Genomic DNA, 20,447 nt, shown 5'->3' with positions numbered 1-20,447 from the left:
GAGTAGGCCGCTGCCGGGGTTAAGCGGTTCGGTGGCCCGAGGGCGGTCGGAGGAGGCGTCAGCGGGGAGAGGGCGTCAGCGGGGACAGTAGCTTCCGCCGTCTGCTCAGAGCGCGGTGAGAGTCACGTCGCCGGTGCTCGTCTCCACCCGGAGCGTCGGGCCGCCGTCGCCGAGCGTCCCCGAGGCGGATCGCTCGGTCTGCGTGCTGTTCTCCAGCGTGAGCCCCTCGACGGTCACGTCGCCGACGCTCGCCTCCGCGAGGAGTTCGGCATCGAGCCCCGAGGCGATCGCGACCTCGATGTCGCCCGTCGAGGTTTCGACCCTCGTGTCGCCGTCGATGCCCGAGACGTCGAGATCGAGATCGCCGACGTCGGCCCGGACGTCGCCGACCACCGAGGCACCCCGGACGGTCACATCGCCGGTGCTGGCTTGGGCGGAGACGGCGCCGTCGACACCCTCGACGGTCACGTCACCGACCGAGGAGTCCACGTGGAGGTCACCCGTCACACCCTCGATGCGCACGTCGCCAACGCTCGCACCGATGTCGGCGACCCGGAGCGAGTCCGGGACGCGGATCGTGAGGTCCATCGTCGGCGAACCGCCGAGTAGGGAGTTTTCGCCGGTGTAGCGGGTCGCGAGTGTGAGCCGGTCCCCCCGGCGTTCGGCCGCGAGGTCGAGCTTCGAGAGGTCGCCGCCGACGGAACTGGACTGCTTGACCATGTGGACGGCGACATCGTCACGCGTCTCGCCGCGGACGGTCACGTCGCCGACTCGGGCGTCGATCGCCAGCGCAGTCGCGTCCTCGACGGCGATGGTTCGGTCGTCCTCGATACGTTTGCCGACGAACGGCGTGGCACCGGTGCAGCCGGAGAGCCCGGCCAGCACGGCCGCGCCGATTCCGCCGAGCAGTCGTCGTCTGGTGGGGCTTCGGTTCACAATCCAACAGTTGGGTGCGTCCTACTTCAACCGTGTTCGCTGCCTGTCGAGTCGTCCAGCCGACGAAAGGTATATGTAGGTGGTTCTGTCGGCTCAGTTCTCCTCGGCGAACGTGGCGGCGGCGACGAGCGCCGAAAACCGGCCGAGCAGATCGACCGCGAACAGCGTGACGAGGGCCACGCCGACGCCGCCGGCCGCCGCCGCGACCGCCCGCGGGAGCGTGTCGACCGCGACCACGCCGTAGCCGTAGTACACGACCAGCGCGTCGCCGTAGCCCAGCGGCGCGAGCAGGAGGTCGAGCGAGACGGCTGCGCCGACCGTGAGCAGGACGAACGCGATCAGGCCCAGTAGCGACCGCCAGACGAGATAGAGCCCGCCGACCCAGGTGTCGCGACCCAGGACCAGTTCCGTAAACGCGTCGACGGCCCCGTCGTCGGTGTCGGGGAACCGGGGGCCCGGCGCGTTCGTGCCGAGGACGGCGTTCGTGAGCCACAGGTCGGCCCGGGAGAGTGCCAACACCATCAGGAGCGTAACGACGAACGCAATCGGGCCGGCGAGGGTGACCGCCAAGCCGAGCGTCGTGGAGACCGTCACGGTCAGGACGAGGAAGTAGCAGAACCCGAGCGGCACGGTCACTAGGAGGTACGCGAGCCGTCGGTAGGTGTCCGTGTCGAGCGGTGCGTCGATCGCCGGTAGGAGACCGGGGGTTTCAGTCGTCATCTCGTGATCACCACACCCGGAGCGTGGCGCCCCCCGAACGGTATACCCCGATCCCGGTTCGGCGAGCGAACAGCCCGGCGAAACGTTCAAAAACGAGTCAGGTGCCCTCCAGCGAGTAGAGCACGGCGAGCAGGCCGGCGACGTTCGCGAGCAGCACGCCCAGCAGCGTTGCCGCGTCCGAGAGCGCGAGCAGCGGCCCGATCCCGTAGGTGATCGGGAACGGGACGACCGCGATGCAGGCGACCCCGACCGCGAGAAAGCGCATCGCCCGGCTATCGTTGCGGCGGTAGCCCTGGTAGGCCAGCCACGCGACGAGGCTGCCCGCGGCCGCGGTCGCCCCGGAGGCGAACGTCAGGAGGGTGGCGGCGTCAGCCACGGTCGAACACCACCGTGAGTACGATCAGGAGGCCGGCGAGTTGGCTGCTCGTCGCCGCGAGCGCCCGCGTCGTCGCCGACACGTCGCCGACGTTCGTCAGCACCATCCGGAGCACGAACGGCACCGTCGTCAGCAACACGAGGCCGACGAGGAGGCCCAACATCGCCCGGCCGCCGCCACGACGGTAGCCGCCGTAGAGTCTCGCGGCGACGGCCAGCGAGAGCACCGTCGCGACCAGCAGCGCCAGCAGGGCGGCGAGCACGACGACAGTCGAGCCCCCGGTGACGGTTTGGAGTGGCAGCAGCGGCGCGGCCGGCGCGACGCCGTGGGCTGGAAGCAACGTGATCATTTGAACCCCTCGTACAGTCGAGTGAAGCGGTCGGCGGGCTCCTCTTCCTCGGTGAAGTCGATGTCGACCCGATACCCCTCCGCGCGGACGTGGACGTGGACGGCGTCGAGGGCGGCGTCGTACTCCTTGTAGTGGTGGCCGCCGGGGTCGAGTCGCTGCTCGTCCGTCAACAGCCCGGCCTCCTCGAGGCGCTCGACCCGGCGGTAGATCGTCGACGGGTCGGCGTCGCACGCCTCGCTGAGTGCCTCGACGGACTTCGGGCTCTCGCGGGTCTCCGCGAGGATCGTGCGGACGTAGTCGTCGCCGATGAGGTCGACCACGTCCTCGCCGTCGCTCATCGGATGGGGTGTAGAAGTCGCCATCGAAATATCCACGGGGTTCCCACGAGTGACAAGTCGGGAACGAGGGATGAAACCCACCGCGCCGAGTCGTCAGCTCGCCAACTCGACCCGAACCCTTATTCGGGCACGGCCGCCAGCATCGGCTGACATGTCCTCCACGACCGCGGCCGACCCGGCGCGTGACGGCCGCCTGCGGTCGTTCCTCGCCGCACCGGTGCGGACACAAACGTATCTCAACCTCGCCTACCTCGTGCTGTCGTTCCCGCTCGGGCTGGCGTACTTCGTGTTGTTGACCGTCGGCCTCTCCCTCGGCGTCGGGCTCTCGGTGGTCCTCGTCGGGCTGCCGCTGCTCGCCGCCGTCGTCGCGGCCGCGTTGGTGGTCGCCGGGGTCGAACGCCGGCTCACCGGTTGGCTGCTCGACGTCGACGTGCCCGCGGGCACCGACCCGGCAGGCGGGGGCCGTCGTGAGCGACTCCGCTCGCTCGCGACCGAGCCCGGGACGTACGCACCGCTGCTGTACGTCCCGCTGAAGTTCGCCGTCGGGACGGTGGCGTTCGTCGTCCTCATGAACGCGCTCGTCACCGGCGTCGCGCTGCTGTCGGTCCCGCTGCACTACGGCGAGCCGGGGCTCTACGTCGGGCTGGTCACCGATCGACCGGTCGAACTCCACCCGGCGCTGCACTTCGGCTGGAACCGCCTGCTCGTCGGGTTCGAGGCGGTCGTGACCGTCGATTCGTGGCAGGTGGACAGCCTCCCCGAGGCGCTCGCCGCCGCCGGCGCCGGCGTGCTCCTCCTGTTGGTCGGGCTCGCGTTGCTGAACTGGCTCGCCGCCGCCCACGGTCGGCTGACCGCGCGGCTGTTCTCGCGGACGTACGACCCACTCTCGCTACTGCGGTCGAGCGACGGGTAACCGACGGATCACTCCGCGCCGAACCCGGTTCGCCCGGCGTCCGCCAGCGCGCGCTTGGCGGCGGCGTCGACGCCAAATTCCCGCACGACCTCGCCGTCGCGGATCAGGGGCTCCATCAGGCTCTCACCGTTTTCCGGTCCCTCGCGGCCGCGCAGGCCGACGTGGTGGCCGCCGTCGTCGGTTCGGTACACCTCCTTCGTTCCCGAGAGCTTGCCGCGCTTTGCGGCCGGTTCGGCGTCGACTTCGACGATGTCCAGCGCGAAGTCCACGGGGTCGGCGTTGGAGACGTAGCCGCCGACGCCGAAGCCGTCGGCGACATCGCGGAGGTCGCGGAGGTCCGCGGGGCCGAGTCCCCCCGAGAGGAACACGTCGATTTCGGGGAGGTCACGGGCGGCGAGTTCCCACGTGACCTCGCGGACGATGTGTCGGAAGTCGCCGCGGCGGGAGCCGGTGGTGTCGAGGCGGACGCCGTCTAAGTCGTCGCCGAGCGTTTCGACGGCGCGGAGCACCTCGTCGACCTCGTCGGAGTAGGTGTCACAGAGCGCGATCCGGGGCACCGACTCGTCGACGGCGTCGTCGAAGGCCCGCCACGCCCGCTCCTGGTTCCCGCGACCGAAACAGATCGAGAGCGCGTGGGGCATCGTGCCGCTGGCTTCCTTCCCCAGCAGGTCGCCCGCGGCGACGTTCGAGAAGCCGTCGAGGCCGCCGACGAGCGCCGAGCGCTCGATCATCCCGCCGAGCGCGGGGTGGACGTGCCGCGCGCCGAAGGAGAGGACGTTGCTGTCGGGGGCGGCGCGGCGAACTTCGAGGGCCGCGGTGGCGACCGCGGAGGCGTGGGAGAGAAATCCCAGCAGCGCGCTCTCGTAGCGCGCGAAGTCGAGGTAGTTCCCCTCGATCCGGAGCACGGGGCCGCCGTCGAACAGCGTCCCCTCCGGGATCGCGTCGGCGTCGATGGGGAGCCCTTCGAGGAGGTTCGCGGCGTTCTGCAGGCCGGCGAGCAGTTCGAACTCGCCGGTCGGGAACTGATCGGCGGTCACCTCGCAGGCTACGTGGGGGTTCCGGTCGGCGCCGCGGAGGGCCTCCTCGGTCCGCAGGAAGTACGCGTCGGTCGCCCGCCCTTCGCGGATGGCGTCGGCGCCGACGATGTCGAACTCGGTCATGGCCCCGGGTTCTCCCGAACGCCTCAAAAGTGGGTCGCTCGCGGCGCGCTCACCACGCCGCGTCGAGGATCGACTCGATCTCGGCGGTACTGGGTTCGACCGGCGCCTCCGCGAACAGGCCGTCGTCCGCGATGACCTCGGCGATCTCCGGGAGGTCGGCTCGGTCGAGGCCGTCGATCTCGCGCAGTCGGTCGGGGAGGCCGAGGTCGTCACGCACGCCGGCGACGGCGTCGACGACTGCCGCGGCGAGGTCCTCGTCGGTCATCCCCGGTTCGGCGACGCCCAACGACTCCGCCAGCAGGTCCCGCCGGCCGCCGACCTCGGCGAAGACGTACCGGAGGACGTGGGGCGCGAGGATGCCGTGGACGGTCCCCTGATGCACGTCGTAGCCGTGGGAGAAGCCGTGGCCGAACGCGTGGATGATCGACGCCCGGTAGGCCCCCGGCGTGGAGATGCCGTACTGCGCACAGATGACGCCGGCGACGGCGTCGTCGAAGGCATCGGGGTCGGGGTCAGTCTCGGGGAGCGCCGCGAACCCCTCGCGCATCAACGCCAGCCCCCGGCCGGCGGTGCCGTCAGTGATCGGCGTCGCGTGGGGCGAGTAGAGACACTCGACGGCCTTGTCGAAGCCGTTCATCGCCGACGCCGTCAGCACCGACCGCGGGGTGGTCTCGACCAGTTCGGGGTCGTAACAGAGCGCCGCGGGCATCAGCCGGCGGTGGCTCACGCCGCCGCTGGGTATCTCTCCGGGGTCGCCGTCCATATCGAGCGTGAGGCCGACGCCGCCGATGACCGAGAGGTCCGCGCCGGCGAGCGTCGTCGGCACGGCGATCACGGGCGTCGGCTGGCCGTCGTCGGCGACCGGGGCCGAGCCGGAGGAGAGCGCGTGTTCGGCGGCCGCGGCGGGGTCGGCGTAGCTCCCCAGCGCGCTGGCGGCCTTCGCGGTGTCGAGGCTGGAGCCGCTGCCGACGGCGACGATAGCCTCGATCCCCTCGGTCTGCACGCGCTCGGCGGCAGCCAGCGCGGCGCCGAGGGTTTTCGCGGGCGTCGTTTGGTCGAAGACGCCGACGAGCGCGTCGCCGAGGCCGTCCTCGACCGGGTCCATCACGTCGCGGTTGGCGCCGACGTTCTCGCCGGTGACGACGAGCGCGGTGGCGAGGCCGCGGTCGCCGAGGAGCTCGCCGAGGTCGGCGGCGGCGCCGCGGCCGAACCTGATCTCGCCGGGGTCGTAGTCGAGCGCGAACTGGCGGGTGGTGTCGGTCATAGCCGATCATCGGGTGGCCGGCACATCAACCCCGGTCGAAGCGGCAGGCGTCGATGGCGCGGTGGTGTCCGCAGGCGAGCGGCGCCGGCGCGGCCGTCGTCCGGGGAAGAAGGCTTCAACACCGAGCGCCACGAAGCCCGCTCATGACGCGACCGGTCGTCGGCAACCTCGTCGAGCAGGAAACCGTGGAGGCCCGTGTGGCGGCGGGCGACGCCCCCGACTGGGTGGCCGAACACTGGCGGACGTTCGACGACGGCCTCACCGGAACGTTCGGCGGCGAGCCTTTCCCCTGTTACTTCGGCTCCGAATCGGTCGAACAGGGCGAGCCGCTCTACACCGCCGTGCCGTCGACGACCGACCCCGACGCGCTGTTTCAGTTGGGCGAGAACCTCCTCACCTACCTCGAGCGGTACGAGGACCTCCCCGCCCGGGCGTCGCTGGTGGCCTTCTTCAAGCCGCCGGAGGGGGCGTTCAGCGAGGCCGAGTACCACGAGACCCTCTGGAACGTCCTCCAGTTCCTCCACGTCCACGACCCCGAGCCGTGGCCCGAGGAGATCCCGACCGACCCCGACGACGAACACTGGGAGTTCTGCTTCGGCGGCGACGCGATGTTCCCGACCTGCCGGGCGCCGTTCTACGACGACCGGCGGAGCCGCTACTCGCCGGTCGGCCTGGAGATCACGTTCCAGCCCCGCCGGCTGTTCGAGCGCGTCGGCGTCACCGCCGACACCGAGGCGGGACAGACCGCCCGCGACGTGATTCAGGACCGCATCGAGAACTACGACGGGATCCCCCACCACCCGGATCTGGGCGACTGGGGCGTCGACGGCGACCGCGAGTGGCCCCAGTACCTCTTCGAGAAGGACCCCGAGCAGTCCCCCGACGAGGCGCCGATCCGAGTGACCCGCGAGCACCCGAAGGTCGACCGGCTGATTCAGGCCGACTGATCAGTCGACAGTTTGAACGGAACGGCAGTCGAGTGACGGACGATGGCCCTCCACGTCGCCGGACGCGAGATCGACTGGTACGTCCCGGTTCTCGCCGCGATCACGATCGGGTACGTCATCTGTATCGTCGACCAGCGGCATCCGTTCGAACTGACCCGAACCTTGGCGCTCAACGGGCCGGCGCTGAACAACTACCTCCTCCACGCGTTGCTGTACGTCCCGCCGCTTGGGTTGGGTGGCCTCCAGCGACGGATCGGCCCCCGATCGCTCGTCGAGGGCCTCGCCGTTTCGGCGCTCTACCCCTGGCTGATCTCGCTGGCGTTCCTCTCACAGGGCTACTTCATCTCGGTCGGGACGGGCACCGAACTCGGTGGCCCGTGGTTCCCGCTGAACCGGAGTCGGGTCTGGCTCGAACGAGGGGCGATGGTCTACGTCGTCGGGCTCGTCGTCGGTGTCACCGGCCGAGCGATCTATCGCCGCGCCACCGCCTGACTCAGTCGCCGCGCCGAACGTCGCTGAGCTCCTGGACCGTCGGCGCGTTCACGATCCGAACGGTCCGTCCGTCCCGAGTCACGCGGAAGGCGTCGGCGTACGGCCCATCGTCGACCACGTAGACGCCCCCGCCCTCGGCGGTCGCGTTCAGCGAGCCCCGGAGCATCCCGCGGTAGGCCTGTGCGAACTGGATAGCGTCGTCCTCGCTCTCCCAACGCGTTTGGAGGACGTAGCCGTCGCCGTCCTCGCCGAGGTACGGCACCAGTTTGTCGCCGGCCCAGCCCGTGGTCGCGGGGTGGGAGTAGTTGTACGCCGAGTACGGCCCCGGCGTGCTCATCAGTTCGTTGCGGTCGATGACGCCCTGCTGGTAGAACATGGCGAACAGCGTCGCCTCGCCCACCGTCGTCGGGCTCGCGCGGTCGAACACGGCCGTCGAGCGGTCGGGGACGATCACCCGCGCCGGCCGGTCGTCGGGGTAGTCCGCGGGGTGGATCAGCTGTTCGCTGGAGCGCGGCGGGCGGGCGTAGCGATCGTTCACTTCCTCCCAGCCGCCGGTCTCGTAGGCGCGGTGGACGAACGACGGCCCTTCGCTATAGGGTGCGTAGATGGTGAGGTAGAGGCCGAAGTTCCGGTCCTCGAGGCTGCCGGCGCTGCTCTGCGGGCGGGGGCGACAGTCCCACTCCTCGGCACAGCGCTGCTCGTAGCGGGCCTCGACGTAGTTAGCGTCGCCCTCGACCAGCCCGGTCTCGGCGATGGCCCGGTCGGGGTTGGGGGCGCCGCCGAGCAGGGAGAGACGCTGGTCCTGCAGCGCGTGGAGCAGTTCGTGGGCCAGCGTCCCACGGTCGACGGTGAGGCTGTCGTTGCTACTCACGAGGACGATCCGGCCCGAAGAGTAGTAGCCGAGCACGGAGCCGCCGTAGATCGACTCGAAGGCCGCGCCGACGGTTCGGTCCTCGCCGACGAGCATCGACGCCTCGTAGCGCTGCTCGCGGGCGCGCTCGGCGGGGCTATCGACGGTCGTGTCCCGGCTGAACCCCTCGGCGAACTCGGCTCTGGAGATCACCTCGACGGGGACCGACTCGGTGAACTCGAGCCCGCGGATCAGTTCGACGCGGGCCATCGTTCGGGCGACGATGGCGTTCAGTTCCGACTCGTTCAGCCCGTCGCTTTCGTCGATCTCGAGGGGGTCGGTCGCGGCGTAGCCGTTCTCCTCGCCGAGGACCTCGGCGTCGGGCGTCGGCGACGGCGCCGCCGGCGCGGCACAGCCGGCGAGCACCAGACAGCAAGCGAGCGCGAGGAGGCGGAGTTTCACGCACGGAACTCCGGGCGCGAGGGGAAAAGAGCTACCGGCGGCCGGCCAGCAGCGCCACGGTCAGTAGCCCCGCGAGGGCCGCGACCACGGAGAAGCCGGGCGCGCTGGTGGTCGTCGCGGAGTCACTGCCCGTGCCCTCGGTGGATGGTGTCTCCGTGTCGGTCCCCGCGGCATCAGTCGCCGCCGGTGACGGCGTTGCAGTCGGCGTCGATAGCTGTGCGTCCGTCGAGGAGCGGACCGCGGACAGCGAATCGACCGTCGGCGCGTTCACGACGGTGACGGTGTCGCCCTCGACGGTGACGTGGAAGGCGTCGGCGAACGCCGAGGCGTCCTCGTCGATCCGGTAGGTGTCAGTGCCGACCTGCTCGGCGCCCCAGTAGCTCAGTAGCTCCTCGTAGGCCGCACGGAACTCCGTGGCCTCCTCGGGGCTGTCCCAGACGAGTCGCCAGACGTAGCCGGTCTCACCGTCGGCGTTCCGGTAGAAGTGCATCCGGTCGCCGTCCCAGCCCGCGGCGGCGTCGAAGCCGTAGTTCAGCGGGTCGACCTGACTGATCTCGCCGGATTCGGTGTAGTTCAACCACGTCTGCGGGCCGACGACGTTCCGGGCGTAGGTCTGAACGTCCCCACCGCCGGCGTACAGCGGGTAGACGAACATCGCGGCGACACCGGACTGGCCGACCTCGGCGTAGTCGAGGCGGCTCTCGGGGGTGACGCGCTCCCAGCCCTCGCCGTGTTCGTCGGCGAGTTCGACCTCGGTCGGCGCGTCGCTCCTGTAGCGGTCGGGGTGGATCACCTGCTCGGCGCTGGCCGGCAGGTCGCCGTAGAGACTGTTGACGCGCTCCCAGCCGCCGGCGGCGCGCTGGGCGCCGATGAAGGTCGGCCCGTCGCTGTAGGGCTGGTAGTTCAGGAAGTAGACGCCCATGTTGGGCGGGGTAGCGCCGCCGCCGCTCCCGTTCGTGCTCGGCGAGAGGCAAGTGTCGGCCCACTCGCCGCCCTCCGCGCAGCGCTCCCGGTAGCGCTGCTGGACGTAGTTGGCGTCACCCTCGATCAGTCCGCTGTTGGCGTTGGCGCCGTCGCGGGTCTGGCTGGTGACGGTGCTGAGGTCGAACTCCTGATCCTGGATGGCGTGGACCAATTCGTGGCCGAGCGTCAGTTCGTCGACCTGCAGCGTGCTCTCGTTGTCGGTGACGAGGACGATGGAGTCCGCGGCGGGGCTGTAGTAGCCGCCCACGGAGGCACCGCGGTTAGCGTCCTGCACCTCGATGGAGTCCTCGTCCTCGCCGATCAGGAACAGGGCCTCGAACTTCGTGTCGTCGAAGGTCAGGAAGTCGTCGCTGTAGGAGGCGTTCCCCGAACTGGCGAACTCGGAGCGCGTGATGATCCGGACGGGCACGTCCATGTCGAACTCCAGCCCGCGGATCATTTCGACCCGCGCCATCGAGCGAGAGACCGTCGCGTTGAGTTCGGCCTCGGTCAGGCCGTCGCTCTGGTCGACGTCGATGGTCTCGTTGTGCCAGTAGCCGTTCTCCCAGCCGAGCCGGTCGCTCTCGGGATCGGCGGGCGCGCTCTCGTTGTCGGCCGTCTGCATCGTCGCCTCGACGGGGGCGGGCTCCACGACCGCGTCGGCGCCGCCCGGCGCGGCCGCCGCAACGGGGGAGAGCCCGGCGAGGACCACGACGGCGGTAAGGAACACCACGGAGGCTCGTCGCATAGCCGGACATGGGCAGGCAGCGGGAAAAAGACCCCGGCGGGACAGCTAAGTCGAGGACGGTCCATGCTCCCGACATGTACGATCCCGAGCGGACCGCCGTCGTCGTCGTCGACATGCAGCACGGCTTCTGTCACCCCGACGGCAGCCTCTTTTCGCCCGCCAGCGAGTCGGCGGTCGACCCCGTGACCGACCTCGTTTCCCGCGCCCGCGACGCCGGCGCGAGGGTGGTCTACACGAAGGACACCCACCCCGAGGGGCAGTTCGAGGGGAACCACTACTACGACGAGTTCGAGCGCTGGGGCGAGCACGTCGTCGAGGGGACGTGGGACGCTGAACTCCACGAGGACCTCGACGTGCGCGATGACGACCTCGTCGTCGAGAAACACACCTACGACGCCTTCTACGAGACCGGGCTGGAGGGCTACCTCGACAGCCACGGGATCGACGACCTGCTGCTCTGTGGAACGCTCGCGAACGTCTGCGTGCTTCACACCGCCGGGAGCGCGGGCCTGCGGGACTACAAGCCCGTCATCGTCAAGGACGCGCTGGGGTACATCAAGGAAGACCACAAGGAGTACGCCGTCGAGCACGCCGACTGGCTGTTCGGCGAGGTGAGCGAACTGGGCGAAGTCGCGTTCGACGGGAACTGAGGGGCGTGGCTCCGTCGATCACGCCTCGCTGGCGACCTCGTACTGGTGCTCCACGATCCCGCTGTCGCGTGTGGTCACGTCGATCAGCTTGAGCTCTCGCCCGTCGTAGCCGCCTGAGAATAGCGGGATCCCCTCGCCGAGGAGCACCGGCACGAACGAGAGTCGAAGGCGATCGACCTGGTCCGCTCGGAGGAACGACCGGGCGAGGGCCGCGCCGCCGACCAGCCAGACGTGGTCGTACTCCCGTCTGAGTTCGGGGGCGAAACCACCGACCGGTCGGTCGACGAACTGCACCGCCTCCGTCGCGGCCGGGAGCGTTCGACCGGTGAAGACGTACGTCGGCGTGTCGCCGTACGGCCACTCGCCGAAGCCGAGAACCAGTTCGTAGGTCACCGACCCCATGACGAGGCAGTCGACCGTCTCGAAGAACGCCGAGTAGCCGCCGTCGTCGCCCTCGGCGGCCGTTTCGAACGGCTCCAGCCACCCGACGCCGCCCTCGACATCGGCGAGGTAGCCGTCGACGCTCATCGCGGCGTAGAGGGTGATCCCGCGTGGAGTCATGCCGTCCGAGTAGGATCCCGGTGAGCATGAGCGTTCGCAGCCACCCGTGGCGGACTGTGTCTCGTGGCCCTATCACGACCCCCGTGACCGACTCAGTTGACCGCCTTCGAGAGTTCCGCGCCAGCCTTGAACTTCACCACGTTCTTGGCCGCGATCTGGATCTCCTTGCCTGTCTGGGGGTTCCGTCCCGTTCGGGCCGAGCGCTTCGAGATGCTGAACGAGCCAAACGGCTCGCCAAGCGACAGGCGATCACCCTTCTTCAGCGCCTTGGTCGCCCGACCGACGAGGGCGTCGAGTGCGCGCTTCGAGTCGGCCTTCGACAGCCCACTCTCACGGCCCGCGGCGCGGGCGAGGAACGCCGCGTCGATCACCACGTCGGCGTCCCGGCACCGGGTGCTGGCCTCGTCACCTTTCCCGGGGTTGAGGTCGAGGGCGGCCGCGAACTCGGGGCAGGCCTCGAACGTCACCGGGGAGTCCTCCCGCACGCCACGGCCGGATCGGGGATTACGCCCGGTCCGCGCAGAGCGCTTCGAGATGCTGAACGAGCCGAACCCGACGAGGACGACACTCTCCCCGTCACTCAGTGCTTTCGTCGCCGTTCCGGTGATCGCGTCCAGTATCCCCTGTGCGTCCGAGGAACTGATCCCGGCTTCGCTCGCCATCGCCTCGATCAGTTCCGGCTTCTTCGCGGCCGCCACCTGCCCCGTCGTCGCCATCGAGGCCAGTCCGAGGGACGCCGAAAGGATCGCCCCCCTGCGGAGGACGGTTCGTCGCGAGATACTGCCTTGTGGTTTGGTACCTGTACTCATAAGTCCCTATCACGTCTTCGAACCATAAGCATATTGTCTGGTTTACGGCAGTACCCGGGTTTTACGGCCTGAAACTGCCGAAACGGGTGGTAACGAGGAGACACGGAAGCGACCTCGGCGACGGTAACGCGAGCCTCGGAAACGAAGCGACGGGGGCGATCGCGAGAGGTGCTACCGGAACAGGCGGTAGGAGGGCTGGCCCGTCGCCACCAACCGTTCCTCGCCTTCTTCGACGCCCCAGTCGCGGTCGTCGCCGTCGTCGACGCCCTCGGGGACGGTGCTGGTGACGTTGACCCGGCTGACGCCGATGGTGGAGCCGGCACGGATCACGTCGGCGCTGGCGTGGAGGTCACCGGTCGCCCGCCGGAGGTAGTTCACGTTGAGGCTCACCGTCGCCACGTCGACCGAAAGCGGGTCGTCGGCGACGAGTCGGAGCGCCAGTCCGCCGGCGGTGTCGATGAGCGTCGCCGCGACGCCGCCGTGGATCGTCGGCTTCGAGGCGAGGTTGGTGAGCTTCTCGTCGAACGGCACCGTGAGCTCGATGTGGCCGCGCTCGACGGCGCCGACTTCGGTGCCGAGCCACGAGAGGTAGCCGTGCTCCTCCTCGACGGCGTAGCGGAGGAACTCGCCGGCCTCGTCGGGCAGCGGGGGAACGTCGGACATGGTGCCCGTTCGTCGCCGGCGGACCAAGTAGCCGCCGGGTTCGACGACGGTCGGCCGGACGCTTCAGGATCCCCGCGGTCCAACCCAGAGCGATGCCCGCGATGTCGGACCTCCCCGAGGACGACGACGGCGAGTACGAGCACGATTTCCGGGCCGATCCGGATCCCTACCGCGTCGGCCGTGGCGAGCAGGGCGTGTTCAAGGTCCAGCCGTACAAGTCCGAGCTACTGCCGTTGTGGGGCTACGCCGACCCGGAGACGGCCGCCGACGCCGCCGAGGCGATCTACGAGCGGTTCCTGCGCTACCGCCGAGAGGGCGAGTTCGTCGGGATGGACATGGCTCGGAAGTACCTCCAGATGGGCTACACGCGGGCGATGCGCTACGCCCACTACCCGGGCGGGAAGAAGTACGACGAGGACGGGAACGAACGGGAGACGGTCCACTGGGCCGACCCCGAGAAACGGAAGGCCGCGCTGATCTTCGACCACGTGCTGGACCGCGTGAGAAGCGACGGGACCTACCAGGAACGCAAACGGGAGTGGCGCGAGGAGCGGGGCTAACCCAGCCGGATCGACGACTCGGCCGGATCGACCGAGACCTGCACGTCGTCGCCGACGGCGAACTCGTGGCCCTCGTGGAAGACGATCTTGGCGCCGAACTCCGCCCGAGCGGCGAACAGCGAGAGGCCGGTCGCACGAACCGACCCCTCGCCGGCGTCGACGTAGACCGCGATATCGCCCCAGCCCACGTCGGCGCCGCGGGCGTCGCCGTCCCGCGGCGTCGCGGTGCCGACCTCGGTCCCGAGCAGGGAGAGCGGCCCGTTGGCTCCCGGACCGTACGCGCCGCCGCCAGTGTAGTGCGCCAGCCCGCCGTCCAGCGGCGTGCCGTCGTCGTCGGCGATCGTCGCCCACGAACCCGGATCGGGGTGGCTCGGGGCGTCGAGCCTGACGAACGTCTCCCCGGTCTCGATCACCGTTCCGGCGCCGTCCCACGGCGTGCCCGTGACCGACACGTCGGGGCGAACCGGAAGCGATCCCGACGCGCGGTAGGGGTTCGCGTCCGCGGGCCGGAAGCCGACGTGGAGGTGGTCGTCGACCCAGCGACCGAAGAAGCCCGACCGGACCGTTTCGCCGAGTGAGTCGCCGGCGTCAACCCAGTCGCCGGCCGAGACGCCCGGATCGACGTGGAGGATGCGGGCGAGCAGGTCCGCGCCGCGGCCGCCGGCCCAGTCGTCGGCCACGTCGATGACGATCAAGTGGTCGTGGTCGACGGCGTAGGATCGGTCCGGGCAGCCGACGGTTCGCGTGTCGAGCACCTCGCCGGGGACGGGCGAGGGCGCGGTGCCGTCGTCGGGATAGAGATCCACCGCACAGCCCCGGTCGTGGGCCGGGTACGGAGAGTTGTAACAGGAGAAGCGCGCGTAGCGGCCGAGCAGCGAGTCGGGGAGCGAGACGGGGGCGTGCCGGGCGGCCGCGGTCATGCTCGACGGGTGGCGACGGCCACGCTTAGGTACGTCGGAGCCGGAAGCCGGGTATGCGCGTGATCCGCGGACAGGCGGCGACGCCCGAGGCCGACCGCGAGGCGACGCGTGACCTGCTCGGCGCCGTCGCCGACTCCGGGGTGCCGGCGGTACGGGCGTGGCCCCTCCACCGACAGCTCGCGTTCGGCCGGCGCGACGCGAACGAGCCGGGCTACGACGACGCCCGCGCGGCGGCCCGCGAGCGAGGGTTCCCGCCGGCCGAGCGCTCGGTCGGCGGAAGAGCCGTGGCCTACACCGGAACGACCGTCGCCTTCGCGGCGCTGGAGCCGACCGACGAGAGCCGGGCAGGGATCACCGAACGCTACGAAGCCGCCGTCGAGACCGTGATCGACGCCCTCGCAACCGTGGGCGTCGACGCCGAGCGCGGGGAGCCGGCCGATTCGTTCTGTCCCGGCGACTACTCGGTGCAGGCGCGGTGTTCGCCGACGAAAAACGGAGAGACCGACGCGTTCGGAAAGCTCGCCGGGATCGCTCAGCGCGTGACCGCCGGCGCGGCGCTGGTCTCCGGGGTGGTGACTGTCGCCGACCGAGCGGAGATCCGTGACGTGCTGGAGCCGGTCTACGACGCGCTCGATGTGCCGTTCGACCCGAAATCGGTGGGGTCGGTCGCTGCGGCGGGCGGTCCAGCCGACCCCGAACGGGTCGCGCGGGCGCTTGAGGAGGCGGTCGTGGACGGGCGCGGGCGGACCGTCGAGTCGCTCTCGGCAGCCGTCGACGCGGGCCGGGAAACTTAGGACGGGGCCACACCCAGTGGGCGTATGCTCATCACCGGCGCGGAGCTTCCAGACGGCAGAGTTCGGGACGTACGGACCGACGAGGGGCAGATCGCCGAGGTCGCTCAGTCGCTGCACTCGCTCCCGGGCGAGGAGACCATCGACGCCGACGGGCTGACGCTGCTGCCCGGCGCCATCGACGTCCACGTCCACTTCCGCCAGCCCGGCCACGGCCACAAGGAGACGTGGGCGACCGGCTCCCGCTCGGCGGCGGCCGGCGGCGTCACGACCGTCGTCGACCAGCCCAACACCACGCCGCCGACCGTCGACGGCGCGGCGTTCGACGAGAAGGCCGAGTTCGCGGCCAACTCGGCGGTGAACTACGGCATCAACGGTGGCGTCAACGACGACTGGGACCCCGAGTCGCTGCTCTCCAGACCCGTGTTCGCGCTGGGCGAGGTGTTCCTCGCCGACTCGACCGGCGACATGGGGATCGACGAGGACCGCTTCGAGGAGGCGCTCGCGGCGGCCGCCGACGCCGGCATCACCGTGACCGTCCACGCCGAGAACGCCGACCTGTTCGACGAGTCGGCCCGCGAGGGCGACGCCGGGGGAACGGGCACCGAGGCCAACGCCGACCTCTGGAGCCAGTTCCGGACCGCCGGAGCCGAAATCGACGCCGTCGAGGCAGCCTGTGAGGCCGCGGCCGACGCCGGCGTCGACATCCACGTCGCCCACACCTCGACGCCGGAGGCCGCCGAAATCGCCGCCGAAGCGGGGATGACCACCGAGGTCACGCCCCACCACCTGCTGCTCTCCCGCGACGACCTCGACGAACTGGGCACGTTCGGGCGGATGAACCCCCCGATCCGCAGCGAGTCCCGCCGCGAGAAGCTGTACGAACTGGTCGCCGACGGCACCGTGGACGTGGTCGCCACCGACCACGCGCCACACACGGCCGCGGAGAAGGAGACCGGACTGTGGGAGGCCCCCTCCGGCGTCCCCGGCGTCGAGACTATGCTGCCGCTGCTCCTGCAGGAGGTCCGTGAGGGTCGGCTGACGCTCGAACGCGTCCGCGACCTCGTGGCCGCCACCCCCGCCGAGCGCTTCTCCCTGGACCGGAAGGGCCGGATCGAGACCGGCTACGACGCCGACTTCACGCTGGTCGACCTCGACGACGCCACGGAGATCAGCGCCGACGCGCTCCACACGAAGTGTGACTGGACCCCCTTCGAGGGCCACGAGGCGGTGTTCCCCCAACTCACCGTCGTCGACGGCTCGGTGGTGTTCGACGGCCGCGCTGGCGACCGCTTCACCGCGGGACTGGGGGCGAACGTTCGGGGCGAGTGAGTTCGGCCGGAATAGGCCGGCACTTCATGCCGAATACCGTCTATTTCGGGTCGTTCAGGGCCGGCAGCGGCCGATCAGGCCGTTATTTCTATACCAGATGAATACGTAGCAATCGATGCGGTTCGCACTCACCACAGATTCCGCCACCTGCGGACCGCGCGCATTCCGGCACCGGGTGTCCGTTCCCACAGGCGGACACCCATCTCGATACCGGACAGCAACGGTGTTCTCTCGGGTGGGACAGTATCGCAAGGCAAGCTTTACGTGGGCTTCCTAATAAGTAGAAACGATGCCCGAATGCCAGAACTGTAGTTCGTTCGTGACGCGGCGGTACGTCCGGGTGTTCACTCCCGAGGGACGGGAGACGCCTCGCGTCTGCCCCTCCTGTGAGGACAAGATCAGGGACGGCAGCGACGTGCGCGCCGCGCGGTCGACTCGTGGGAACTAACGCGGATCTGGGTTTCTAACCGAACTGTGGACGCGGGGGAACTCCCCCGCGGTGTCCGATTCAGTAGCTACGGACTTTCGGTTCGTACGTCTTGTCCTCGCCCTCCAGCACGACGGGCTTGTACCAGAGGCCGGGGCTGCCGTCGTTCCACGACAGCATCGTGTGCTTGAGCCACTCGTCGTCCTTTCGCTCCTGGTGTGCCTTGCGCCAGTGGGCGCCGCGGAACTCGTCGCGGGCCAGCGCACCGACGGTGATGGCTTCGGCCACGTCGAGGAGGTTCCGCGTCTCGATGGTGTGGATCAGGTCGGTGTTGTAGGTGCGCGAGGGGTCCTTGACGGTGACGTGCTGGTAGTCCTGGCGGGCCTCGCGGATGTCCTCGAGAGCGTCTTTCAGCGCGCCCTCCTCGCGGAACACGTTGACGTTCTGGGTCATCGTCTCCTGCAGTTCCGAGCGGACCTCCGCGTGGTTGACGCCCTCTTCCTTCTCGAGGAGGTAGTGGACCCGGGTCCGTTCGGCCTGCACGGCCGACTCGACGACGCCGTCGGCGTCGACGGCGCTGGCGGTGTCGTCCGACGCGGCCCCGCCGTCGGCGAGTGCGCCCTTCCCCGCGGAGGGGAGGTCGGCCTCGCCCAGCGGGACCGGCGAGACGTTCTCGCCCTCCTCGCTGTCGGCGCTCCAGCCGGTCGTGATCTTCGGCTCGTCGTCGACGTCGCCGGCGGCGTGCCGGCCGGCACGGGCGCCGAACACCGCGAGTTCGGGCAGCGCGTTGCCGCCCAGTCGGTTCGCGCCGTGGACCGACGCACACGCACACTCGCCGACGGCGTAGAGGCCACCGACGCAGGTGGCACCCCACTCGTTGGTCTCGACGCCGCCCATGGCGTAGTGCTGGCCGGGCTTGACGGGCATCGGCTCCTCGAGCCCGTCGACACCCTCGAAGTCCTCCGCGAGGTGGAGGATGTTCTCCAGCCGGTCGAGGATCCGGTCCTCGCCGAGGTGCCGCATGTCGAGGTGAACGTACTCGTCCTCGATGCCGCGGCCGTCGTTGACCTCCGAGAGTTCGGCCCGCGACACCACGTCCCGGGAGGCGAGTTCGCCGTCGTTGTTGGCGTAGCCGCCCTCGAACATGAACCGCTCACCCTCGCTGTTGTAGAGGATGCCGCCCTCCCCGCGGACACCCTCGGAGATGAGAACCCCCGTCGACGGGAGCGTCGTCGGGTGGAACTGGATCATCTCCATGTCCTCGATGGGGACGCCGGCGCGGTAGGCCATCGCGACGCCGTCGCCGGTGTTGGCGATGGCGTTGGTGGTGTGATCGTACACCTGGCCGAGGCCGCCGGTCGCGAGGATCACGCCGTCGCGGGCGCGGAACCCCTCGATCTCGCCGCGCTTGATGTCGTAGGCGACGACGCCGTGGCAGTCACGCTCCTCGGGTTCGTCCTCGTCGGTGACGGCGAGGCGGGTGACGTACCACTCGTCGTACACCTCGATGCCGCGTTTGACCACCTGCTCGTACATCGTGTGGAGCATGTGGTGGCCGGTCTCGGCGCCCGCGTAGGTGGTGCGCGGGAACGAGAGGCCGCCGAACGGCCGCTGGGAGACGACGCCGTCCTCGTCCCGGGAGAACGCCATCCCCCAGTTCTCCAGTTGGATCGTCTCTTTCGGACTCTCGCGGGTGAGCGCCTCGACCGCGGGCGCGTCGCCGAGGTAGTCCGAGCCCTTCATCGTGTCGTAGGCGTGGTCGTGCCAGTCGTCGCCCTCGCGGAGCGCCGCGTTGATGCCCCCCTCCGCCGCGCCCGTGTGTGAACGGACCGGGTGGAGTTTGGTCACCATCGCCACGTCCGCGCCGGCCTCCTGTGCGGCGATCGCCGCACGAAGCCCAGCGCCGCCGGCACCGACCACGATAACGTCGTACTCTCTCATCTTACCAGAACTTCAGGTTGGACTTGACTGCCTCCCGCTTGAGCTCCTGAATGTGCTCGGTGAGCGGGATGTCTTTGGGGCAGACGTTGGTACACGAGAACTGGGTCTGACACCGCCAGACGCCGTTCTCCTGTTCGATCAGCTCCATCCGGTGTTGCTTCATGTTCTCGCCCTCGCGCTCGTCCATCGCGAAGCGGTAGGCCTTGTTGATGGCCGCTGGGCCGAGGTACTCGTTGTCGCCCGCGGCGATGTTGCACGAGGACATGCAGGCGCCACACCAGATACAGCGGGTGGACATTTTGATCTTCTCGCGGTTCTCCGGCGTCTGGAACTGCTCTTCCAGTTCGTCGTCGGGCGTCTCGTCGGTCTGGAAGTACGGCTCCACGGCTTCCATCTGGTCGTAGAAGTGCTCCATGTCCACGACGAGGTCCTTCACCACGTCCTGGTGGGGCAGCGGCTCGACCCGGACCACGTCGCCCTCCAAGTCGGCGATCTGGGTCTGGCAGCCGAGGCGCTGGCGCCCGTTGACGAACAGGGCGTCGGAGCCACAGACCGCCTGCCGGCAGGAGTGCCGGAAGGTGAGCGAGGAGTCGTAGGTGTCGCGGGCGTCGATGAGCGCGTCGAGGACGGTCATCCCCTTCTCGAAGGGGACGCGGAAGGTGTCGAAGCGCGGCTCGGCCTTCGCCTCGACCTCGGGGTCGTAGCGGAACACCTTCAGCGTCACCGCGTCGTCGCCGAGGTCCGGTTCCTCGGCGGCCTCGGCGGCCTCGCGGTCGGCCTCCCGCTCGGCCTTCTCGGCGCGTCGACGGTCGCCGGGGCTCGGCGGCTCCGGCTCCGGCTCCGACTCCGGCATCGTTTCGGCCTCGTCGTCGGTTTGTTCGGGTGGTTCGGTTTGTGTGCTCATTGTTAGAACAGGTTGGTCCAGACGAGCGCGGTTCGGAGCCCCTGTGCGACCATCACGAGGCTGGCGACGATCAGGACGGCGGTGATCGCCGTCTTCGTCAGCCCCTCGACGCCGTCGCGCTCGACCAGCGTGTTGTAGACGCCGTTGACGCCGTGGAACGTCGCCGTGAGCAGGAACAGCACCATCAGCGAGAAGTACGTCCACGTGCTCATCCGGGCGGACGTGCCGGCGAAGGTCACGTCGGCGGCGTGGTTCACGAAGTGGAGCAGGAAGAAGTGGAACGCGAGCACGACCACCAGGAAGGCGGCCGTGAGCCGCTGGAGCAGCCATCGCGTGCCGGAGCGATCGAACGAGGAGTAGTGTTCCGCCAT

General features: G+C 69.6%; 24 protein-coding genes. 8 read left to right on the top strand and 16 right to left on the bottom strand.

Features of this window, described 5'->3' with window-relative positions; genetic code table 11:
- Positions 1–105 precede the first annotated feature (105 nt).
- The 5 genes from NO998_RS15795 to NO998_RS13650 form a co-directional block, all read right to left on the bottom strand.
- Positions 106–936, bottom strand: coding sequence for a DUF4097 family beta strand repeat-containing protein (locus NO998_RS15795; RefSeq protein ID WP_267647818.1), 831 nt, complete (start codon positions 934–936; stop codon positions 106–108).
- Positions 937–1,029: 93 nt separating this feature from the next.
- Positions 1,030–1,656 (bottom strand): sensor domain-containing protein, encoded by a 627-nt coding sequence (locus NO998_RS13665; protein WP_267647816.1) that lies wholly within the window; start codon positions 1,654–1,656, stop codon positions 1,030–1,032.
- Between the two features lie 97 nt (positions 1,657–1,753).
- Positions 1,754–2,032 carry a DUF7521 family protein gene (locus NO998_RS13660; RefSeq protein WP_267647815.1) on the bottom strand — a complete coding sequence of 93 codons (279 nt, stop codon included), beginning with the start codon at positions 2,030–2,032 and terminating at the stop codon, positions 1,754–1,756.
- On the bottom strand, positions 2,025–2,381 hold the full coding sequence (locus NO998_RS13655) for a hypothetical protein (protein WP_267647814.1): 357 nt from the start codon (positions 2,379–2,381) through the stop codon (positions 2,025–2,027). The genes NO998_RS13660 and NO998_RS13655 overlap by 8 nt, the downstream gene beginning before the upstream one ends.
- Positions 2,378–2,719 carry a winged helix-turn-helix domain-containing protein gene (locus NO998_RS13650; RefSeq protein ID WP_267647813.1) on the bottom strand — a complete coding sequence of 114 codons (342 nt, stop codon included), beginning with the start codon at positions 2,717–2,719 and terminating at the stop codon, positions 2,378–2,380. Before NO998_RS13650 ends, NO998_RS13655 begins: the two co-directional genes overlap by 4 nt.
- A 151-nt stretch (positions 2,720–2,870) precedes the next feature.
- Between NO998_RS13650 and NO998_RS13645 the strand changes: the two genes are divergently transcribed.
- Complete coding sequence (locus NO998_RS13645) at positions 2,871–3,632, top strand: sensor domain-containing protein (protein ID WP_267647812.1); 762 nt, start codon at positions 2,871–2,873, stop codon at positions 3,630–3,632.
- 8 nt (positions 3,633–3,640) lie between these two features.
- Here the strand turns inward: NO998_RS13645 and NO998_RS13640 are convergent, their stop codons facing one another.
- Both NO998_RS13640 and NO998_RS13635 read right to left on the bottom strand, forming a co-directional pair.
- Positions 3,641–4,792 (bottom strand): nicotinate phosphoribosyltransferase, encoded by a 1,152-nt coding sequence (locus NO998_RS13640; RefSeq protein ID WP_267647811.1) that lies wholly within the window; start codon positions 4,790–4,792, stop codon positions 3,641–3,643.
- 49 nt (positions 4,793–4,841) lie between these two features.
- Positions 4,842–6,056, bottom strand: a complete 1,215-nt coding sequence (locus NO998_RS13635) for an iron-containing alcohol dehydrogenase family protein (protein ID WP_267647809.1) — start codon at positions 6,054–6,056, stop codon at positions 4,842–4,844.
- 143 nt (positions 6,057–6,199) lie between these two features.
- On the opposite strand from NO998_RS13635, the gene NO998_RS13630 reads away from it, so the two are divergent.
- Complete coding sequence (locus NO998_RS13630; RefSeq protein ID WP_267647808.1) at positions 6,200–7,003, top strand: YqcI/YcgG family protein; 804 nt, start codon at positions 6,200–6,202, stop codon at positions 7,001–7,003.
- Positions 7,004–7,045: 42 nt separating this feature from the next.
- Positions 7,046–7,495 carry a hypothetical protein gene (locus NO998_RS13625; protein WP_267647807.1) on the top strand — a complete coding sequence of 150 codons (450 nt, stop codon included), beginning with the start codon at positions 7,046–7,048 and terminating at the stop codon, positions 7,493–7,495.
- Between the two features lies 1 nt (position 7,496).
- Here the strand turns inward: NO998_RS13625 and NO998_RS13620 are convergent, their stop codons facing one another.
- Together NO998_RS13620 and NO998_RS13615 are read right to left on the bottom strand one after the other, a co-directional pair.
- A complete protein-coding gene (locus NO998_RS13620) occupies positions 7,497–8,807 on the bottom strand; it encodes an Hvo_1808 family surface protein (RefSeq protein ID WP_267647806.1) in 1,311 nt (436 codons plus the stop codon).
- Between the two features lie 31 nt (positions 8,808–8,838).
- Positions 8,839–10,518, bottom strand: a complete 1,680-nt coding sequence (locus NO998_RS13615) for an Hvo_1808 family surface protein (RefSeq protein WP_267647804.1) — start codon at positions 10,516–10,518, stop codon at positions 8,839–8,841.
- A gap of 74 nt (positions 10,519–10,592) precedes the next feature.
- Between NO998_RS13615 and NO998_RS13610 the strand changes: the two genes are divergently transcribed.
- Complete coding sequence (locus tag NO998_RS13610; protein ID WP_267647803.1) at positions 10,593–11,168, top strand: cysteine hydrolase family protein; 576 nt, start codon at positions 10,593–10,595, stop codon at positions 11,166–11,168.
- 18 nt (positions 11,169–11,186) lie between these two features.
- Here the strand turns inward: NO998_RS13610 and NO998_RS13605 are convergent, their stop codons facing one another.
- The 3 genes from NO998_RS13605 to NO998_RS13595 all read right to left on the bottom strand — a co-directional run bounded on the left by NO998_RS13605 (position 11,187) and on the right by NO998_RS13595 (position 13,201).
- The gene (locus NO998_RS13605; protein ID WP_267647802.1) at positions 11,187–11,729 is read right to left on the bottom strand and encodes a dihydrofolate reductase family protein; all 543 of its coding nucleotides are present in this window, start codon (positions 11,727–11,729) and stop codon (positions 11,187–11,189) included.
- 92 nt (positions 11,730–11,821) lie between these two features.
- Positions 11,822–12,538 (bottom strand): HU family DNA-binding protein, encoded by a 717-nt coding sequence (locus NO998_RS15855; protein ID WP_267647801.1) that lies wholly within the window; start codon positions 12,536–12,538, stop codon positions 11,822–11,824.
- A 171-nt stretch (positions 12,539–12,709) separates the two neighbouring features.
- Positions 12,710–13,201: a PaaI family thioesterase gene (locus NO998_RS13595; RefSeq protein ID WP_267647800.1), complete on the bottom strand. Its 492-nt coding sequence runs from the start codon at positions 13,199–13,201 to the stop codon at positions 12,710–12,712.
- Positions 13,202–13,302: 101 nt separating this feature from the next.
- Here NO998_RS13595 and NO998_RS13590 point away from each other — a divergent pair, with 101 nt between their 5' ends.
- Entirely contained in the window at positions 13,303–13,761 is a 459-nt protein-coding gene (locus NO998_RS13590; protein WP_345781139.1) for a DUF4385 domain-containing protein, read from the top strand.
- On the opposite strand, the gene NO998_RS13585 is transcribed toward NO998_RS13590, so the two are convergent.
- On the bottom strand, positions 13,758–14,681 hold the full coding sequence (locus NO998_RS13585; protein WP_267647798.1) for a DUF8155 domain-containing protein: 924 nt from the start codon (positions 14,679–14,681) through the stop codon (positions 13,758–13,760). The genes NO998_RS13590 and NO998_RS13585 overlap by 4 nt on opposite strands.
- Before the next feature lie 53 nt (positions 14,682–14,734).
- On the opposite strand from NO998_RS13585, the gene NO998_RS13580 reads away from it, so the two are divergent.
- The 3 genes from NO998_RS13580 to NO998_RS13570 all read left to right on the top strand — a co-directional run bounded on the left by NO998_RS13580 (position 14,735) and on the right by NO998_RS13570 (position 17,252).
- Complete coding sequence (locus NO998_RS13580) at positions 14,735–15,475, top strand: lipoyl protein ligase domain-containing protein (RefSeq protein ID WP_267647797.1); 741 nt, start codon at positions 14,735–14,737, stop codon at positions 15,473–15,475.
- A 24-nt stretch (positions 15,476–15,499) separates the two neighbouring features.
- Positions 15,500–16,804 (top strand): dihydroorotase, encoded by a 1,305-nt coding sequence (locus NO998_RS13575; protein ID WP_267647796.1) that lies wholly within the window; start codon positions 15,500–15,502, stop codon positions 16,802–16,804.
- 289 nt (positions 16,805–17,093) lie between these two features.
- On the top strand, positions 17,094–17,252 hold the full coding sequence (locus NO998_RS13570) for a DUF7563 family protein (RefSeq protein ID WP_267647795.1): 159 nt from the start codon (positions 17,094–17,096) through the stop codon (positions 17,250–17,252).
- Positions 17,253–17,312: 60 nt separating this feature from the next.
- Here NO998_RS13570 and NO998_RS13565 read toward each other — a convergent pair whose 3' ends face one another.
- The 3 genes from NO998_RS13565 to NO998_RS13555 are packed head-to-tail and all read right to left on the bottom strand — an operon-like array spanning position 17,313 to position 20,447.
- Positions 17,313–19,172, bottom strand: a complete 1,860-nt coding sequence (locus NO998_RS13565; RefSeq protein ID WP_267647794.1) for an FAD-binding protein — start codon at positions 19,170–19,172, stop codon at positions 17,313–17,315.
- A gap of 1 nt (position 19,173) precedes the next feature.
- Entirely contained in the window at positions 19,174–20,076 is a 903-nt protein-coding gene (locus NO998_RS13560; protein ID WP_267647793.1) for a succinate dehydrogenase/fumarate reductase iron-sulfur subunit, read from the bottom strand.
- Positions 20,077–20,078: 2 nt separating this feature from the next.
- A complete protein-coding gene (locus NO998_RS13555) occupies positions 20,079–20,447 on the bottom strand; it encodes a succinate dehydrogenase/fumarate reductase transmembrane subunit (RefSeq protein ID WP_267647792.1) in 369 nt (122 codons plus the stop codon).

Origin of the sequence: Halolamina litorea (assembly GCF_026616205.1) — an archaeon.
Taxonomy (GTDB): domain Archaea; phylum Halobacteriota; class Halobacteria; order Halobacteriales; family Haloferacaceae; genus Halolamina; species Halolamina litorea.
The sequence above is the reverse complement of the archived record's forward strand: the minus strand, read 5'-3'. Positions and strand labels throughout refer to the sequence as shown.

Bases quoted from the DNA above. Each gene is read 5' to 3' on its own strand.
- NO998_RS13665 (WP_267647816.1), bottom strand. From the start codon at position 1,656: ATGACGACTGAAACCCCCGGTCTCCTACCGGCGATCGACGCACCGCTC.
- NO998_RS13655 (WP_267647814.1), bottom strand. From the start codon at position 2,381: ATGATCACGTTGCTTCCAGCCCACGGCGTCGCGCCGGCCGCGCCGCTG.
- NO998_RS13650 (WP_267647813.1), bottom strand. From the start codon at position 2,719: ATGAGCGACGGCGAGGACGTGGTCGACCTCATCGGCGACGACTACGTC.
- NO998_RS13645 (WP_267647812.1), top strand. From the start codon at position 2,871: ATGTCCTCCACGACCGCGGCCGACCCGGCGCGTGACGGCCGCCTGCGG.
- NO998_RS13640 (WP_267647811.1), bottom strand. From the start codon at position 4,792: ATGACCGAGTTCGACATCGTCGGCGCCGACGCCATCCGCGAAGGGCGG.
- NO998_RS13635 (WP_267647809.1), bottom strand. From the start codon at position 6,056: ATGACCGACACCACCCGCCAGTTCGCGCTCGACTACGACCCCGGCGAG.
- NO998_RS13630 (WP_267647808.1), top strand. From the start codon at position 6,200: ATGACGCGACCGGTCGTCGGCAACCTCGTCGAGCAGGAAACCGTGGAG.
- NO998_RS13625 (WP_267647807.1), top strand. From the start codon at position 7,046: ATGGCCCTCCACGTCGCCGGACGCGAGATCGACTGGTACGTCCCGGTT.
- NO998_RS13615 (WP_267647804.1), bottom strand. From the start codon at position 10,518: ATGCGACGAGCCTCCGTGGTGTTCCTTACCGCCGTCGTGGTCCTCGCC.
- NO998_RS13610 (WP_267647803.1), top strand. From the start codon at position 10,593: ATGTACGATCCCGAGCGGACCGCCGTCGTCGTCGTCGACATGCAGCAC.
- NO998_RS13605 (WP_267647802.1), bottom strand. From the start codon at position 11,729: ATGACTCCACGCGGGATCACCCTCTACGCCGCGATGAGCGTCGACGGC.
- NO998_RS15855 (WP_267647801.1), bottom strand. From the start codon at position 12,538: ATGAGTACAGGTACCAAACCACAAGGCAGTATCTCGCGACGAACCGTC.
- NO998_RS13595 (WP_267647800.1), bottom strand. From the start codon at position 13,201: ATGTCCGACGTTCCCCCGCTGCCCGACGAGGCCGGCGAGTTCCTCCGC.
- NO998_RS13590 (WP_345781139.1), top strand. From the start codon at position 13,303: ATGTCGGACCTCCCCGAGGACGACGACGGCGAGTACGAGCACGATTTC.
- NO998_RS13585 (WP_267647798.1), bottom strand. From the start codon at position 14,681: ATGACCGCGGCCGCCCGGCACGCCCCCGTCTCGCTCCCCGACTCGCTG.
- NO998_RS13580 (WP_267647797.1), top strand. From the start codon at position 14,735: ATGCGCGTGATCCGCGGACAGGCGGCGACGCCCGAGGCCGACCGCGAG.
- NO998_RS13575 (WP_267647796.1), top strand. From the start codon at position 15,500: ATGCTCATCACCGGCGCGGAGCTTCCAGACGGCAGAGTTCGGGACGTA.
- NO998_RS13570 (WP_267647795.1), top strand. From the start codon at position 17,094: ATGCCCGAATGCCAGAACTGTAGTTCGTTCGTGACGCGGCGGTACGTC.
- NO998_RS13565 (WP_267647794.1), bottom strand. From the start codon at position 19,172: ATGAGAGAGTACGACGTTATCGTGGTCGGTGCCGGCGGCGCTGGGCTT.
- NO998_RS13560 (WP_267647793.1), bottom strand. From the start codon at position 20,076: ATGAGCACACAAACCGAACCACCCGAACAAACCGACGACGAGGCCGAA.
- NO998_RS13555 (WP_267647792.1), bottom strand. From the start codon at position 20,447: ATGGCGGAACACTACTCCTCGTTCGATCGCTCCGGCACGCGATGGCTG.